Here is a 15102-nt window from a genome sequence, read left to right as displayed (position 1 = left end):
CATTCAAAACTCCCCAATGGTTCTCAGTCTCCTTTGCTGCTAAATTACGTCAGAATGGCCTGACGCCGTGTGAAATCCTCACCGGAGTAATAAGAATTCGCCACCAGCAGGTTGGGACCGCAGCAGGAAACGGCCGGACAATGGCAATCGACCGTGCGGCTCAGCGGATGGTTCAGCCACCGATCAAAAACGGTCTCCAGCTTATCCTCGTGCAGATTGCCCAAAGCCGGGACGTCGGCAAAATCGGTCACGTAAACGTCGCCTGTAAACATGTTGACGTTGAGACGGTTGCGCCCGTCCGGATCGTTGCGGACCGTCAGGTTCGGTTCGCTGCGCAGCCTGCTCAGCAGCTTCCGGTCTTCCTCCGCGCTGTTGCACGCGTAGAAAGGAAGTGTTCCGAGCAGCATCCACATCTCCGGATTGCGCCCGTCGAGCAGGCGGTGTATCGTATCCCTCAGCTGATCCAGGGTGAGGATCGGCAAGTTGGATGCAAAAGAACTCGGATACATGGGATGAACCTCATGCCTCTGGCATCCGATTTCTTCAATGATTTTATGTATAGGAACTATTTTTTCGCTCGTTCGGGTGTTCAGCATGGATTCCGCCGAAATAAACATCCCACCCTTACTGAGTGCCACGGAATTATCCAGCATGCGGTCGTACATTTTGGAAGCGGCTTGCATTCCGACAGGCCGTCCCGAACGGACAAAACCTACTTCGTGAAAATCTTCCACGCTCGTGTAGTTAAAGGAAATGTGCATCACGTCCAGATATGGGGCAATCCACTCGTACCTTTCCAGCTCCATAGTGAGATTGGAGTTGATTTGCGAACGGACTCCTCTCTCGCGTGCGTACCGCAGCAGAGGGACAATATATTCCTTTACGGTTTTCTCGGAGAACATGGGCTCTCCGCCCGTAATGCTGATCGTTTCCAGGTGCTGGATTTCTTCCAGCCTGCGGAGCGCATGATCCAGGGCAAGCTTCGGCCCTTCTTTCATGACAAGCGTATCGCCGACCGCACAATGCTCGCAGCGCATGTTGCACAAATTCGAGACCGTGAATTCCACACTGGTTAACGTGTGACGGCCGTGCTGCTGGAGCGAACGTATCGGATCCCACGGGTCGTAGGAGGGCGAAAGTCTCATTAAAGCCGGGACAGCTGTTCGTTCATTCATTTCTTCTTCACATCCGGTACCTAAATTGGGGTGATTTCCCGATCCCCCTGGAATATACGCCGCCTTGCGCAAACGTATGCCCTCTATTGTACCCGATGCCAATGAAAAATGAAATAATCTCCGTTACAGTAACGGATCGCTTTCCTCCCGCGGTCCGTGGGGACGCAGCCAGCCCGGGGCCCACCAGTTGAGCCTGCCGAACAGCTTCATCAAGGCCGGAACGAGCAGGACGCGGACGACAGTCGCATCAATGAGGACAGCGAGCGCAAGGCCCAGGCCGAGCGCCTTCATAATCTCGATATCGGTAAAAATAAACGTGCCGACCACGACGATAAGAATGAAAGCAGCGCTCGTGATAAGCGAGCCGGTTTTCATCAGCCCTTCGGCCGTACTGCGCTCGTTGTCCCCGCTCCGGTCGTACTCTTCCGCTATCCGCGAAATGAGAAACACCTCATAGTCCATCGAAATGCCGAAGACGACGCAGAAAATAACGATGGGCACCGTAGCGCTCACGTAACCCGTCGAGGTTACCCTCATCAGATCGGCCAGGAAACCATGCTGAAAAACGAGCACCACTGCTCCGATACTCGCCCCTAGGCTTAATACGTTCATCAGGACCGCTTTAAGCGGGAGAAACAGAGAGCGGAACGCCAGCAGGAGGACGATAAACGTCACTCCCAAGACAAACATAATTACCACCGGCAGCTTGTCTTGAATCCGGTCCAGCATATCCAGCCGGTACGCGGGACCGCCCGTCATATGGACGTCCAGCCGCTGCCGGTCCAGCCCGCGGAGGCTCCGCACCAGTGCGTCGGTCGCCCGGTCGTCGGGGTCGCTTTCCGGGACGACGCGGATCAGCACGCTGTCCCGGACGGCCCCTGTCTTCCCCGCACCCGGAGAAGACAGGGAAGGCTCGCTCAGCACCGAAGCCGTCTGCTCGTCGCTGAGGCCCGGGAAGCCGTCCAGCACGCTGCGGACGCCTTTCACTCCCCCGGTTGCCTTCACCGAGGCGATGTAGGCCCTCAGACGGCCGACGGATGCGGCATCCCACCTGCCCCCCGGGGCCGTGGCAAGTACCTGCAGCGGGTTCAACTCCCGCTCGTCGAATGCCTGCCCGGCCAGGTCGCCGGCTTGCCGTGCGCCATACTGCGGCGGCAGGACGTCTCCGCTCGGGGTGCTCAGCTGCATGCCGCGTATGGGCAGCATCATGGCTGTCAGCGCCGCCGTCAGCACGAGGGCCAGAACGACCGGATGGCGCATGACGAAGTAGGCGGTCCGCTCCCAGAAGCGCCGTGTCGTCCCTCTCTCCGACCACGCCTTCGGCAGGACCCGCAAGGAATTCACGTGTCTGCCCAACATAGCCAGCAGCGCCGGCAGAAGGGTGTTGGCAGCCAGAACCGAGATCGTCACCACGAGAATGCCTCCCAGACAGAGGGAGCGGAAGAACGAAAGATCCACGAACAGCATGCCGCACAGCCCGATCAATACGGCGATTCCGGAGAAGAAGATGCTCCGTCCCGCCATCCTGCAGGTCACCGCAACGGCATCCGGAATCTCCCTGCCTGCTCTCAGCTCTTCCCGGAACCGGCTGACCATAAACAACGCGTAGTCGATTCCAACCGCGAGCCCGAGCATCGTCACCATGTTCGGCAGGAAGTTGGACAGCGCGACTTGCCGCGCAATAAAGTAGGTAATCCCCAGTGCCGCAGTCAAGCTGGCCACACCGACGATAAGGGGCAGCAGGGCTGCCGTTAACGTGCCGAAAATGATCAGGAGCACGATCAGCGCAATCGGCAGGCCGATCATTTCCGCTTTGGCGATATCGTTCTTGCTCGCTTTCTGCATATCGGCCAGCAGAGCCGGCGCTCCGCCCGTGTACACTTTCATTCCCGGAGGCGGAGTCAGACAAGCCTGGAGCTCGCCGTATTTCTCCAGTACTTTCTCCACCTCCAGCTTGAGCGCTACGTTCACCGCCTGGATCTCGGCGGCCCGGGCCGATTCTTTTCTCGGACTTTCGACAAACGCCCACGTACCTACATAGGGCAAGGACTTCAAAGGCTCCAGCGATTTTGCAATGGAGGCTTTGGCTTTTTCCGTCGTCAAATCTTTGCCGTCCCCGTCATATACGAGCTGTAGCGAGGAAGGCGGAACGCCCAGCTTCTCCTGCAGCAGGTGAAACCCCCTATCGGATTCGCTGCCTTTCGGCGTAAACCCGTCGTCTTTCAAAAGCCCCGGTACTTGACCCGCCAAAATGGCGGCCCCGGCAAAGAATACGATCCAGACCGTCAACACCCGCTTGCGGTACCGGTACATGGCGTATCCCCACTTCATGAATAGCTCCGACTTCGCGCTTGGCTTCATCCCGTTCATTCCGATTCCTCCCGGACCTCTTGCGGCAACCGGAATTCTGCCCTATAAGCGGAATTTCCGTAATCGCTTCTTTTAGTATTCTTCCGGGATTTCCATTTTATATCAGCCTTCGCGGACGAAAAGCAAAAAAAGCCGACCGGATCCTTCCGTCAGCTCTCGGGCTTTTAACGTATCTATTCTTTTGAGAGCCGGACGGCCGGATAGAACCGCTTAACGGCACGACTTACAGGGGATGAACTTCCGTAATCATGATCGTCAATTTTTTGGACAAATCGATCTCGTACGGGGAGGCGATCATTTCACGCGCTTCGTTCTTGATCACACGGACAACGGGCCGCTGGGGAGCGGAAGCATTGAGGTCGACCACGACGGCGATTTCGCCGGTATTGAGCGCAACGGTGACGCCGAGCGGGTAAATGGCCACTTTATCCCGGAACAGGTTCAGCATGTCCGTATCGTACAGGGTGCCCGCTCCGCCCATAATGACTTCCAGCGCCTCGTGGGGAAGCATCGCCTTGCGGTAGACCCTCTGTGTCGTCATCGCATCGTAGGAGTCCACCATCGCGATCCATTTCGCATAGGGATGAATCTCTTCGTCTTTAATGCCTCTCGGGTATCCGCTGCCGTTGATCCGTTCATGATGCTGAAACGCGCAGTGTGCGGAGAGCAGAGGGATGTTCGCCTCATCCTTGAGCATTTGAAACCCGTACACCGTATGCTTCTCCATCTCGGACCATTCCGGTTCGGACAGCTTGGAGGGCTTCGACAGGATCTCCTCCGCGATTTGCGTTTTGCCGATATCGTGAAGTAGAGCCCCGAGGCCCAGCGTCATCAATTCATCCCTTTCGTATCCATGGCTCATGCCGAGCATGGTGGTGTATAAACAGACGTTAAGCGAATGCTGATATAAGTAGTGGTCTTTAATCTGTATATCGCCCAGCATAATCATGGCGTCTTTATGACGGGATAAATCATCGATCACGTGGTCCATCTGCTGCCTGAACGATTTGCCGAAATGCTGGTAATTCGCCAGTGTTCTCCGTCCCGGCTCGTTCATCAGCTTACGGAAGGTGGAGCGGATTTCCGTGAAAAGCCTGCGCTTGGTCTCCTCCGAGACCAGTTCGTCCGGAACGATATCATCGGTCAGCGCATCCTGGATATATAAATAATCGATTCCGTGTGTTTTCAACCGCTCCAGCAGCGATTGCGTTAATTCGACATTTTCCGCAAGCAGTACCGCTCCCTGCTCGTTGTAAATATGTCTGCTCAGTCTCATGCCCGGTTGGCAATGGCTGATGGGTAAAAGCCGCATATTCTCCAAACCCCGCGATCTGTGTATTCCTCTCTTTATACCCTTACTGTATAAGATATTTTTGGAAAGAGCAATACAAAAACCGCGTTTTTTCGACGCGGTTCTTGGAGGTTTTTTTACATGTTCCATCCATTTTTGTAAAAACTATCTCTCCGGATATCCCAAACTTATAGGCTAAAACCCGGAAAAACCTAAACGACCCACAGATAAACGATGAAAATAGCGGCCAGTGCAAAGCGGTAATAAGAGAAATAAGTCAGTTTCATGCGCTGTACGAAACGGATAAACGTCACAATGGCCAGCAGCGCGACAATAAAGGAAACGATAAAGCCCACTGCGAAAAACAGGATATCGTCCGACGTGAAGCTTTTGTAGCTTTTAAGCAGGGAATATCCGCTGGCGGCAAACATGATCGGAACCGCCATAATGAACGTAAAATCGGCACCCGCTTTACGGGTTACACCGTGGAGCATACCGCCCGCCATCGTCGCACCGGAGCGCGAAAATCCCGGAATCAGGACGGATAGACACTGGTAGAGGCCGATGGTAAACGCCTGACGGTACGAAATACCGTCCATGTCCTCAACGACCGGTCCTCTTGTCCGGTCCATCTTCTTCTCGGCGATGATCATCAGAATACCGCCCAGGATCAGGGACACGACAACGGTTTTCGGGGAAAACAAATACGTTTCAATCAAATCGTCGAACAGAAAAGCGATTCCCATCGCCGGGACGATCCCCAGCAGAATGTGAAGGACATTTAACCGGGATGCTCCTGCTTTAACCGCTACCGGCTCCCGGTTGATTCCGAGAATACGCAGGATCCGTTTCCAATACACGATCACGACGGCAAGAATGGCGCCGAGCTGGATCACGATCGTGAACGTCTTCATGAGCGGTTCATCGTCGCTGATTCCCAGCAGAGACTGCGTCAGAATCATGTGTCCGGTTGAAGAAACCGGCAGAAACTCGGTTAATCCTTCGACAATCCCGATAATCACGGCAATCCACAAACTGTACATGGTCTCTCTCCTAATAATAACAGCTGGGGACCTGTGCCGGGCATGGACAGATCCCCGCAATTATACATTTTACCCGGATCAAAGGGTCAAGACAAGTTAACCTCCCGGCATCGGTCAAATGCCTTCAGGCTGCCAGCGTGACTCGAAAGCCTCTTGAAACCGCTCGGGATGCTGAAGCTCCTCGCCCAGAATATCCCTCAGCAGCTCGGGAAGCAGGTACTCCACATCCGTTGCTTCGCGCAAGGATAAGTATCCCACTCCGAACGTAAACATGTCGATCATACCGACCGTATACGTCCGGTCTTGCTCCAGTGCCTCTCCGTTGACGAGCACCCCGCGAATTTTGTCCGAAGGCTTCCCTTCCGGATCGTAACGGACGGTCAAACCGTCCAGGCACAGGATGCCGAGCACTTCCCCGCGGAAGCCGAAGCCCCGGATCGGCTTGCTCTGAAATTCCGGCAGAAGTGATTCCTCCAGCGCCTGCAATAGACGGCCGCCTGTCAGCTTGACCCGGCAGGGATTGATCGGGCCGGGACAGATGGCCAAGAGGCGCCCGATCGTGACGGGCCCTCTCGCAAGCCCGCGCAGCAGTTGACCGGCGTTGACGAGCCCGATCTCCGCGTTCATCCAGCGGCGCAGGCCCGACGCGAGCAGGTTGCCGAGCGGAGACTCGCTGTACCAGTCAAGCTCCAGCGGCTCCGCGAGATTCGTTACCGGAATATCGAGGGCGCGCCGGCCCAGCTCCGCATTGCGGGCGAGAATTTCCGCGATCTCCGCGTCGTCCTCCCAGCCGGAGACGGCGTGAACGCGGCCCGCAAGCCGCTCGATGCGCCGCTCCCGCACGTTGTAGGCGATCTCCACCTCTCCCGCATACTGCCCGTATTTGCCTGCGGCGCAGACCAGCGTGTCCCGGATGTGCAGCGGTTTTTCCAGCAGATGGTGAGTGTGCGCGCCGAGGATGACGTCGATGCCTTCGACTTCCGCCGCCATCCGTTCATCGTAACGGAGTCCGAGGTGGGACAGGACGATCACAATGTCGACCTGCGGCCGCAGCTTCTCCACCCAGTAGGCAGCCGCCTTAACAGGCTCCCGGACATCCCAGCCCAGCAGCTCGTAATAGTCCGTAAAAGCCGCCGTCAGGCCGATTAAACCTACGGTGATGTCTCCTTTGCGCACGATATGATACGGAACCATCCAGGCGGGAACCTTCCCCGTGTCCGCATCAAGAATGTTGCTTCCGATAACGGGAAATTCCGCTTTCGTTTCAAAAAGACTCCGAAGCGCATCCGGAGCGTATGTCAATCCTTCGTTATTGCCCGGGACCATCGCCTCGTATCCCGTTGCATTCATGATTTCGATATTGGCGGCGCCGCCCGTCCCTTCGGTTTCGAGCCTCATCCGGTCCAGATGATCGCCGATATCCAGCGTCAGGATCTCATCCCCTTCATGGCGGCGTCTAAGCTCTTTGAAGCAGGTTGCAATTTTGGGCATTTGTTCGAAATGACTGTGCAGGTCATTCGTATGAAGAATCACTAACGTCTGATGCTTCTGCTGCTTTTCGGGCATGATTTCACCTCCGCTGTAAAGCCTGTCTCTATTACGTATGCCATACTTTGCTTCATTATGTAAGAAGCCCGGTTGCCCGGACAGCCTCATTATATCATTTTCGTTTTAGGATATGATATGCTAGTTGAAAACGCAACTTTCAGGAGAGAAGCCCTCATGACGTTTCATATCCGACTTTTTGCGGGCTTGGCCGATGAGCTCGGCCGCCCTTCCATTGATATAACACTGACCCGGGACCCCGGTGAAAAATCCGTAACCGTTCAGGATCTCTTGGACGAAATAGGCGGGCAATTTCCCGGTGCCCGTTCTCTTCTTACCCACTGCTTCCTGGCCAAAAATCACGCCTATGCGGCTCCGGATGAGCTTGTAGCCGAGACCGACGAGCTGGCTCTCATTCCTCCCGTGTCGGGAGGAGGCGGCGAAGAGCCGCAAGCGGCAGACGAAACATCCGTAGCCGCCCGTTACATACTCACGCGAGATCCCATTGAGCCCGCCGAGCTCCTACATAAGGTTACCCATCCCGACTGCGGAGCGACACTCGCGTTTATCGGCACAACCCGCGAACATACTCACGGAGTGCGCACCGTCCTGCTCGAATATGAAGCCTACGAGCCGATGGCCGTCTCCGTCATGGAAACCATCGGCGCCGAGATGGAAGCCCGCTGGCCCGGAAGCCGCTGCGCGATGACGCACCGGCTGGGTCCCGTCGGAATCGGCGAAAGCAGTCTTGTCATCGCCGTCTCCACGCCGCACCGGGCTGACTGTTACGAGGCAAGCCGCTACGCCATTGAGCGGGTAAAGCAGATCCTGCCCATCTGGAAAAAAGAAATCGGCGAAGACGGCGCCGAATGGAAAGGCTACGTATCCCCGTCCGGCGGGCGCGAGTGGAATCCGCTCGATCTCCCGGAGGGCGGGAACGGCAGCGTCAGCAAAGCCGGAAAGTAAATTTTCCTTGCAGAAGCGGGGGAAGGAAAGACTGAAAAGCCTAAAAGGACGAACCGGACCTGAACGGACTTATACCGATTTAATTCCTTCTGAATCTAACGTTCACGTTCGCACATCGGATAAAGGCGTGCGCGCAACTTCTTCAATGAACCTAAGGTTACGGTTAATTACCATAATGCCCAGCAGATTACTCTACAAAACAAGCACGGAAGGAGCAAACCTATGAGCAGCCTCCACCCCAATCAGCCAGCGGGCGACTTGCCGTCCGCGGCCTTCTCTCCGTCCTCCCGAGCCGGTGAGGATGCAGCCGCTCAGCCGGCGGCGCAGCTTAAAGCGGCGCAAGCCGGCGGGCTTCATGCCGGAGCGGCGCAAGCCTCCGGCGAGCCGGCCGCGCAGGCCGCCGCCGTGCAAGCAGCGCGGACCGGAGTGGCCGCCGGGGCGCAAACCGCCGGCGAAGCCGAAGTGCCGGCCCGCTATTCCCGGCACGTGCTCTTCAAGCCCGTCGGCGAGAACGGCCAGCGGGCGCTCGGCCGCGCGCGGGTCGCCATCGTCGGCCTCGGCGCGCTCGGCACCGTCCTCGCGAACCACATGGTTCGCGCCGGTGTCGGCTTCGTGCGCCTGATCGACCGCGACTTCGTCGAGGAGAGCAATCTGCAGAGGCAGATGCTCTATGACGAAGAAGACGCCCGCCAGGCGCAGCCCAAAGCATCAGCCGCCGCCGCGAAGCTGCGGCTGGTGAACTCCCTCGTCGGCATCGAAGCCCATGTCGCCGACTTGAACCCCTTGAATGCCGAAGAGCTGCTGACCGGCGTGGATCTGATTCTGGACGGTACGGATAACTTTTCCGTCCGGTTTCTGATCAACGATGTCAGCGTCAAGCACGGCATTCCGTGGCTGTACGGCGGCGCCGTCGCTTCGCGCGGCGTCTCGCTTGCCATTCTGCCCGGCGAAACGCCGTGTCTGCGCTGCCTGTTCGGCTCCGCGCCGGCACACGGCACCGCCGATACATGCGACACCGCCGGCGTCATCGGTCCGATCATTCATATGGTCGCTTCCTATCAGGCAACCGAAGCGATGAAAATTCTGATCGGGGATATGCGGCATCTAAACCGCCGCATGCAGCAGTGGGATCTGTGGTACAACCACTACACCTCCGTGGATGTTGCGGGAGCCCGCAAAGCGGACTGTCCCGCCTGTGCCCGTCACACATTCGAATATCTCAACGCGGATATCGAAGGGGAAACGATCCAGACGCTGTGCGGAAGAGATTCCGTCCAAATTCATCCCGTCCAAGCAGCGGAATTTTCTCTGGAGCAGTGGGAACAGCGTCTCGCCCCGCTCGGTCACGTAAGCCGCAACAAATTTTTGCTTCGCTTCCGTCCTTCGGATGAGATTACGCTTGTCCTGTTTCCTGACGGACGCGTGCTTATACAAGGCGTCACCGACCCCACTGCCGCCAAAACGTTGTACAGCCGGTACATCGGCATGTAATCTGCGCGCCACGCTTCGGACCTTATCTACGGATAAGGTCCGTTTTTTATAAGATCCGTCCATGCTGGCGTACTTCATAAGAAAAAACACCCCGGCACTCGTACTCGCACGCTATTCGTTACAAAACATGTCCCCCCTCCCTTCCGTTTACAATATAAATCCCTCCCCTTTATTTTCCTATTTTGCCCATCTTTTAGTGGCTTGTTACGGCTTTCATTTTCTTTATAAATAATTGATCAAATCCGACACCTAAATTCCGAAAGATGGAAAATGTTTCATTGCAACTCTGTTTATCCTCCTGCTAATATGAAAGTGATTGAGAAAAAATGGGAACAGGAAAAGGTGAATGAATTCAATGAGAATTCATATAACAGATCTGCAGGTGGGTGACCGTCTAGCCCGCGATACGTTCAATTCTATCGGATTGAACATTTTATCGGCCGATACGAAAGTGGACGAGTTCGATATTTTGAAACTGAACAAGCATCAGATTGAATATGTGGACATCGAAGACCGTCCTCTGCCCGGCAGCCAAGCTCATTCGCAAACCGCTGCTGCTTCCTCGGAGCTTTTGCGGCAGGAGGAATCGTTCCACTCCGCTATCGGCGGCATCAAAGACTTATTCGAAAGCGCGGTACGGACAGGCAAGCTTTCCGACCCGGTTGTCGAGCAGTACTATGGTCCCCTCATCTCTAGTGTGCGGGAAGAAAAAGACGTCGTGAATCTGCTGCTCTGCCTGGACAGCCGCGATGATTATACATACCAGCACAGCGTACAGGTCGGCCTCATCTCCTACTTTATTTCGATCTGGCTGGGCAAATCCGAAGAGGAGGCCAAGGAAATCGGCAAAGCCGGCTATCTTCACGATATCGGAAAATGCCGGATCAGCTTCGACGTGCTGCATAAACCAGGTAAGCTTACGGAAGAAGAGTATACCGAGATGAGAAAGCATACCGTTTACGGTTACGAAATTATACGTAATTCAATTGCGGATGAACTGGCGGCGCTCGTCGCCTTGCAGCATCACGAACGGCTCAACGGCTCCGGGTATCCGCTGGGCAAAACCTCCGAAGCGATTCACCCAGCCGCCAAAATCGTTGCCGTAGCCGACGTATACAGCGCCATGATCAATAACCGTTCGTACCAGTCCAAGCGGGATCTGCTTTACGTCCTGAAGGAGCTTCACAAAATGAGCTTCGGTGAGCTTGATCCTCAAGCGGTTCATGTTTTTATCGCCAACATGGTCCCCAATTTTATCGGTAAGAAAGCCACCTTATCCAACGGTCAGTCCGGCACCATCGTCATGACTTTTCCCAATGATTATTTCCGCCCCCTTATTCAAATTGACGATGCCGGAGATACGTTCGTCGACCTTACACAGCGGACCGATCTGGAGATTCAATTCATCACGGTCTAGTAAGCGCTTCATTTCTAATGCTGCAAAATGCAACAGCCGCCGCTCCCTTTGGGATTGTGCGGCTGTTTTGTGCTACAATGACCCTATCGCCACACACACGGCCACCGATCCGCCGATTCGGCGATCCTCTTATACCGGATATGCCAGATCCGTCGGTGGTAAATCCGGCAACCCAACCCTTCCTCAAGGAGGCGCATGCATCTTGTCCGACGACAAACACAAAGAACAGCCATTTGTAACGATAAATCGCCAGCCTGATCCGCTACAGGAAGGCACGTTCGTAAACAAGGAAGAGAGCGAACCCTTGCGAGAACCCGAGCTTCCCTCGGCTTTTTCTTCCGGTTACACCCCGCCTCCCGTAAAACCGAGAAAGACTTCGGCTGTCCTGGCGGTACTCTGCGGCATTTTGGCAGTCCTTTTTAACCTGCTGGTTGTTACGCTTCCCCTCGGCATTATCCTCGGGATTACCGCCTTCGGTTCGGGCCTTATCGCCAGACGCTCTCACCGGCGGTCCGCAGGGCTTGTCCTCTCCCTTTTCTCGTTTCTGATCGCAGGGGTTTGGCTTGCCAGCGCCCTGGTCCCGCTTGCGGTTGATCCCACGATAAGAGTCGGCCTGCGGCTGCCTTAACCGGCGGTCCGGGCTTTTTGTCGTGACCTTTTAATGAGGAATGACAGGCTAGTCTGTGGCGTCATCCGCAGGAGTAAAATTGACGGATAAGCCTCTGGAGTCGGGAACCCCCCCGATGGATTTAAGATTGCAACGTCATCCTATTCCGAGGAGAGTGCGCCTTTTCCTATAAATTGCAGAAAAAAACGTGTCCGGTAACTCGGACACGCAAGCGTAGAAGTCATCGCAGATAAGTAATGAGACCACCCATTTCAACCGCTTAGAAATCGCTCTAGCTCTTATTATTAAATTGTTAGTTATTGCCCTTTCTTATCTGTTAAATCATACTCGGTTCCACCTATCGTTAGCTTAAATTTAATTTCATCCAAATGTAGTTTTAAGTACTCCAAATCATCTTCTTTGTATGGAGATTCCGGAATAAAGGTTATGGGATACCTTACAGCCAATGTGGTGTTCTCTTGCTTGCAACCATCACCGCCTGCAAATCTTCTACACAGAGATTTTAGTGAAAGGGTACCTTTATTAATTGGGACTAACTCTTTTGAATGCGCCGAATATCCATAACTAATTTCTGCACTTTCAGTGTCTATCGGAGAGGGACCGCTAATTGTCAACTGGTATTCTAACATAACTAGTTTATTTCCATCTGCTTGAATTGTTTGGCTTCCCTCGGTGATTAGCTGAATTTTTTCAAGATTGTAGGTCTGTTTGTCTGTACTACAACCTGTTAAAACTAATACAACTAGAATGAGAAGCATGAAGTATTGTTTCATAAGTTTAACCTCCATAGCTATTGTAAAACAAATCAAAGTCGGCGAAAAGCCGACTTTGATTTATCTTTATTCATGCTTTAGGTTATATCAATAGTTTGAATCTCTTGAGTACAACACAATTTTGGGTTTGTATACGGAATTTACTGTGGTGTTCCCTACATAATATTCCTGAGTACCTGTATTTATGTTTCCATTGTAAACATTGTAAACATCATACTTTTTAAGCGTCCATGCGGATTTGTCATATCCGGTCCCAGTATAGTAATTTCTTGAATTATATCCCGGATCAGGACCTGCAAAAGACTCAGTGACAGTCTCTTTATAAGACCAGGTGCCCGTGTAATTTCCAGTAATACTTAAATTGATTACTTTTATTTTATTAAAATCTGCTTCACCTGTAATACTTACAGTTGTAGAGTTACTCCTTTCAACTGTTGTCGTTTTTGCTCCACCTTTTGCAATACTTAAGTATTGTTTTTGATTATCAACAGGTTTTGCATCATACTGAACAATGCTCCAATTTTGAACAACATAATAAGAATATTTATACTCCTCATGAACATCTCCTCTAGTAGAGTGTTGGTTCTTGAGCGATGGATCTATAAAAGTTAATTTTGCAGTTGTATTAACAGGCGTTTCAATAGTCTTTTCAAATTTTACAGGCTCATCAAGAGAGTTAGCGTCAGTTGCATATGCCGGTATTGATGAAGATGCCAATGTTAAAACAGATGCTACAGCCAATACATGTAGTATTTTCTTACTTTGCATGGAATGCACCTACTTTTCTATTAATTAATTATTGATTGTAATGTTGGCCAACTATTACAACATCAAACAATCTTTCAATATGCACCTTTTAATTTAACCATATTTATACATTTTTGTAAATGAATTTTCCTGTTTTTAAAATAAAAAAAGTGCCCCTGAGACTCGAACACGACGTGTACAAGTCATCATAGGCACTTTTATTGTTATAAATATAGAAACATCCAAAATCAAAATTAACCGATGGAACCTTCCATCTCGAACTTGATGAGTCGGTTCATTTCAACCGCATACTCCATCGGAAGTTCTTTCGTGAACGGCTCGATAAAGCCCATTACGATCATTTGCGTCGCTTCGCCTTCCGACAGACCGCGGCTCATCAGGTAGAAGAGCTGATCTTCGGATACTTTCGAAACAGTCGCTTCGTGCTCCAGCGTGATGTTGTCGTTCATGATTTCGTTGTACGGAATCGTGTCGGACGTGGATTGTTTATCCATAATCAGCGTGTCGCACTTGATGTTGGATTTCGCGCCTGCGGAATTACGGCCGAAGGAAGCGAGTCCACGGTACGTTACTTTACCGCCGTGCTTGGAGATCGACTTCGAAATGATCGTCGAAGTGGTGTCCGGAGCAAGGTGGATCATTTTCGCACCGGCATCCTGATGCTGGCCTTTGCCTGCAACGGCAATGGACAGAACGGAGCCTTTGGCGCCGCGGCCTTTAAGCACGACAGCCGGGTATTTCATCGTCAGCTTGGAGCCGATGTTACCATCCACCCATTCCATGTTCGCGCCTTCTTCAGCGACGGCACGCTTGGTAACGAGGTTGTAGATGTTCGGCGCCCAGTTCTGGATCGTGGTGTAACGGGCACGGGAGTTTTTGCGGCATACGATTTCAACGACCGCGCTGTGAAGTGAGTTCGTGCTGTATACCGGAGCGGTACAACCTTCTACATAGTGAACGAAGCTGTCTTCGTCCGTGATGATCAGGGTACGCTCGAACTGACCCATATTTTCCGAGTTGATACGGAAATACGCTTGAAGCGGAACTTCGCATTTTACGCCTTTCGGTACGTAAATGAAGCTGCCGCCGGACCATACGGCGCTGTTCAGCGCGGCGAACTTGTTGTCGGTCGGAGGAATGACGGTTCCGAAATATTCACGGAACAATTCCGGGTATTCACGCAGCGCGCTGTCGGTGTCCATGAAGATCACGCCTTGATCTTCAAGTTCTTTCTGCATGCTGTGGTAAACGACTTCGGACTCGTACTGAGCGGATACGCCGGCAAGGAACTTCTGTTCCGCTTCCGGAATACCGAGCTTGTCGAACGTTTCCTTAATCTCGGTCGGAACCTCTTCCCACGTCTTGCCCTGTTTCTCGGACGGCTTGACATAGTACTGGATGTCATTGAAATCGAGATCATCCAGGTTACCGCCCCAACGCGGCATCGGCATGCTGAAGAACTGTTCCAGCGATTTCAGACGGAACTCGAGCATCCACTCGGGCTCGCCTTTCATTCTGGAAATTTCGGTGACGATTTCGGCGTTCAGGCCTTTTCCCGATTGGAAAATAGACTTGTGCTCGTCCCGAAAGCCGTATTTGTACTCTTCCATTTCTGGCATTTGCTTAGCCATCGTA

The 15102-nt window shown here is 53.2% G+C and carries 12 protein-coding genes; 4 read left to right on the top strand and 8 right to left on the bottom strand.

Features of this window, described 5'->3' with window-relative positions; genetic code table 11:
• Positions 1-44: 44 nt before the first annotated feature.
• The 5 genes from yfkAB to HMPREF1207_RS19375 form a co-directional block, all read right to left on the bottom strand.
• Entirely contained in the window at positions 45-1175 is a 1131-nt protein-coding gene (gene yfkAB / locus HMPREF1207_RS19395; protein WP_231392115.1) for a radical SAM/CxCxxxxC motif protein YfkAB, read from the bottom strand.
• Between the two features lie 123 nt (positions 1176-1298).
• Complete coding sequence (locus HMPREF1207_RS19390) at positions 1299-3545, bottom strand: MMPL family transporter (RefSeq protein WP_009674589.1); 2247 nt, start codon at positions 3543-3545, stop codon at positions 1299-1301.
• Between the two features lie 223 nt (positions 3546-3768).
• A complete protein-coding gene (locus tag HMPREF1207_RS19385; protein WP_036740216.1) occupies positions 3769-4857 on the bottom strand; it encodes an HD-GYP domain-containing protein in 1089 nt (362 codons plus the stop codon).
• A 191-nt stretch (positions 4858-5048) separates the two neighbouring features.
• Positions 5049-5879 carry an undecaprenyl-diphosphate phosphatase gene (locus HMPREF1207_RS19380; protein ID WP_009674574.1) on the bottom strand — a complete coding sequence of 277 codons (831 nt, stop codon included), beginning with the start codon at positions 5877-5879 and terminating at the stop codon, positions 5049-5051.
• Between the two features lie 114 nt (positions 5880-5993).
• Positions 5994-7445, bottom strand: a complete 1452-nt coding sequence (locus HMPREF1207_RS19375) for a bifunctional metallophosphatase/5'-nucleotidase (protein ID WP_016423912.1) — start codon at positions 7443-7445, stop codon at positions 5994-5996.
• 156 nt (positions 7446-7601) lie between these two features.
• Between HMPREF1207_RS19375 and HMPREF1207_RS19370 the strand changes: the two genes are divergently transcribed.
• The 4 genes from HMPREF1207_RS19370 to HMPREF1207_RS19355 all read left to right on the top strand — a co-directional run bounded on the left by HMPREF1207_RS19370 (position 7602) and on the right by HMPREF1207_RS19355 (position 11926).
• The gene (locus HMPREF1207_RS19370; protein ID WP_009671503.1) at positions 7602-8390 is read left to right on the top strand and encodes a molybdenum cofactor biosynthesis protein MoaE; all 789 of its coding nucleotides are present in this window, start codon (positions 7602-7604) and stop codon (positions 8388-8390) included.
• A 222-nt stretch (positions 8391-8612) separates the two neighbouring features.
• The gene (locus tag HMPREF1207_RS19365; RefSeq protein ID WP_009671545.1) at positions 8613-9881 is read left to right on the top strand and encodes a ThiF family adenylyltransferase; all 1269 of its coding nucleotides are present in this window, start codon (positions 8613-8615) and stop codon (positions 9879-9881) included.
• A gap of 355 nt (positions 9882-10236) precedes the next feature.
• Positions 10237-11298, top strand: a complete 1062-nt coding sequence (locus HMPREF1207_RS19360) for an HD-GYP domain-containing protein (protein WP_009671515.1) — start codon at positions 10237-10239, stop codon at positions 11296-11298.
• 202 nt (positions 11299-11500) lie between these two features.
• A complete protein-coding gene (locus tag HMPREF1207_RS19355) occupies positions 11501-11926 on the top strand; it encodes a DUF308 domain-containing protein (protein WP_009671535.1) in 426 nt (141 codons plus the stop codon).
• A gap of 296 nt (positions 11927-12222) precedes the next feature.
• Here HMPREF1207_RS19355 and HMPREF1207_RS19350 read toward each other — a convergent pair whose 3' ends face one another.
• The 3 genes from HMPREF1207_RS19350 to sufB all read right to left on the bottom strand — a co-directional run bounded on the left by HMPREF1207_RS19350 (position 12223) and on the right by sufB (position 15098).
• A complete protein-coding gene (locus HMPREF1207_RS19350; RefSeq protein ID WP_016423910.1) occupies positions 12223-12699 on the bottom strand; it encodes a hypothetical protein in 477 nt (158 codons plus the stop codon).
• Between the two features lie 87 nt (positions 12700-12786).
• Entirely contained in the window at positions 12787-13467 is a 681-nt protein-coding gene (locus HMPREF1207_RS28870) for a hypothetical protein (RefSeq protein WP_009671495.1), read from the bottom strand.
• 233 nt (positions 13468-13700) lie between these two features.
• On the bottom strand, positions 13701-15098 hold the full coding sequence (sufB, locus tag HMPREF1207_RS19345; RefSeq protein WP_009671499.1) for a Fe-S cluster assembly protein SufB: 1398 nt from the start codon (positions 15096-15098) through the stop codon (positions 13701-13703).
• Positions 15099-15102: the final 4 nt, after the last annotated feature.

The sequence above is a fragment of the Paenibacillus sp. HGH0039 genome (genome assembly GCF_000411255.1).
Classification (GTDB): domain Bacteria; phylum Bacillota; class Bacilli; order Paenibacillales; family NBRC-103111; genus Paenibacillus_F.
This window is presented reverse-complemented; position numbering and strand designations above follow the sequence as displayed.

Bases quoted from the DNA above. Each gene is read 5' to 3' on its own strand.
- yfkAB (WP_231392115.1), bottom strand. From the start codon at position 1,175: ATGAATGAACGAACAGCTGTCCCGGCTTTAATGAGACTTTCGCCCTCC.
- HMPREF1207_RS19390 (WP_009674589.1), bottom strand. From the start codon at position 3,545: ATGAACGGGATGAAGCCAAGCGCGAAGTCGGAGCTATTCATGAAGTGG.
- HMPREF1207_RS19385 (WP_036740216.1), bottom strand. From the start codon at position 4,857: ATGCGGCTTTTACCCATCAGCCATTGCCAACCGGGCATGAGACTGAGC.
- HMPREF1207_RS19380 (WP_009674574.1), bottom strand. From the start codon at position 5,879: ATGTACAGTTTGTGGATTGCCGTGATTATCGGGATTGTCGAAGGATTA.
- HMPREF1207_RS19375 (WP_016423912.1), bottom strand. From the start codon at position 7,445: ATGCCCGAAAAGCAGCAGAAGCATCAGACGTTAGTGATTCTTCATACG.
- HMPREF1207_RS19370 (WP_009671503.1), top strand. From the start codon at position 7,602: ATGACGTTTCATATCCGACTTTTTGCGGGCTTGGCCGATGAGCTCGGC.
- HMPREF1207_RS19365 (WP_009671545.1), top strand. From the start codon at position 8,613: ATGAGCAGCCTCCACCCCAATCAGCCAGCGGGCGACTTGCCGTCCGCG.
- HMPREF1207_RS19360 (WP_009671515.1), top strand. From the start codon at position 10,237: ATGAGAATTCATATAACAGATCTGCAGGTGGGTGACCGTCTAGCCCGC.
- HMPREF1207_RS19350 (WP_016423910.1), bottom strand. From the start codon at position 12,699: ATGAAACAATACTTCATGCTTCTCATTCTAGTTGTATTAGTTTTAACA.
- HMPREF1207_RS28870 (WP_009671495.1), bottom strand. From the start codon at position 13,467: ATGCAAAGTAAGAAAATACTACATGTATTGGCTGTAGCATCTGTTTTA.
- sufB (WP_009671499.1), bottom strand. From the start codon at position 15,098: ATGGCTAAGCAAATGCCAGAAATGGAAGAGTACAAATACGGCTTTCGG.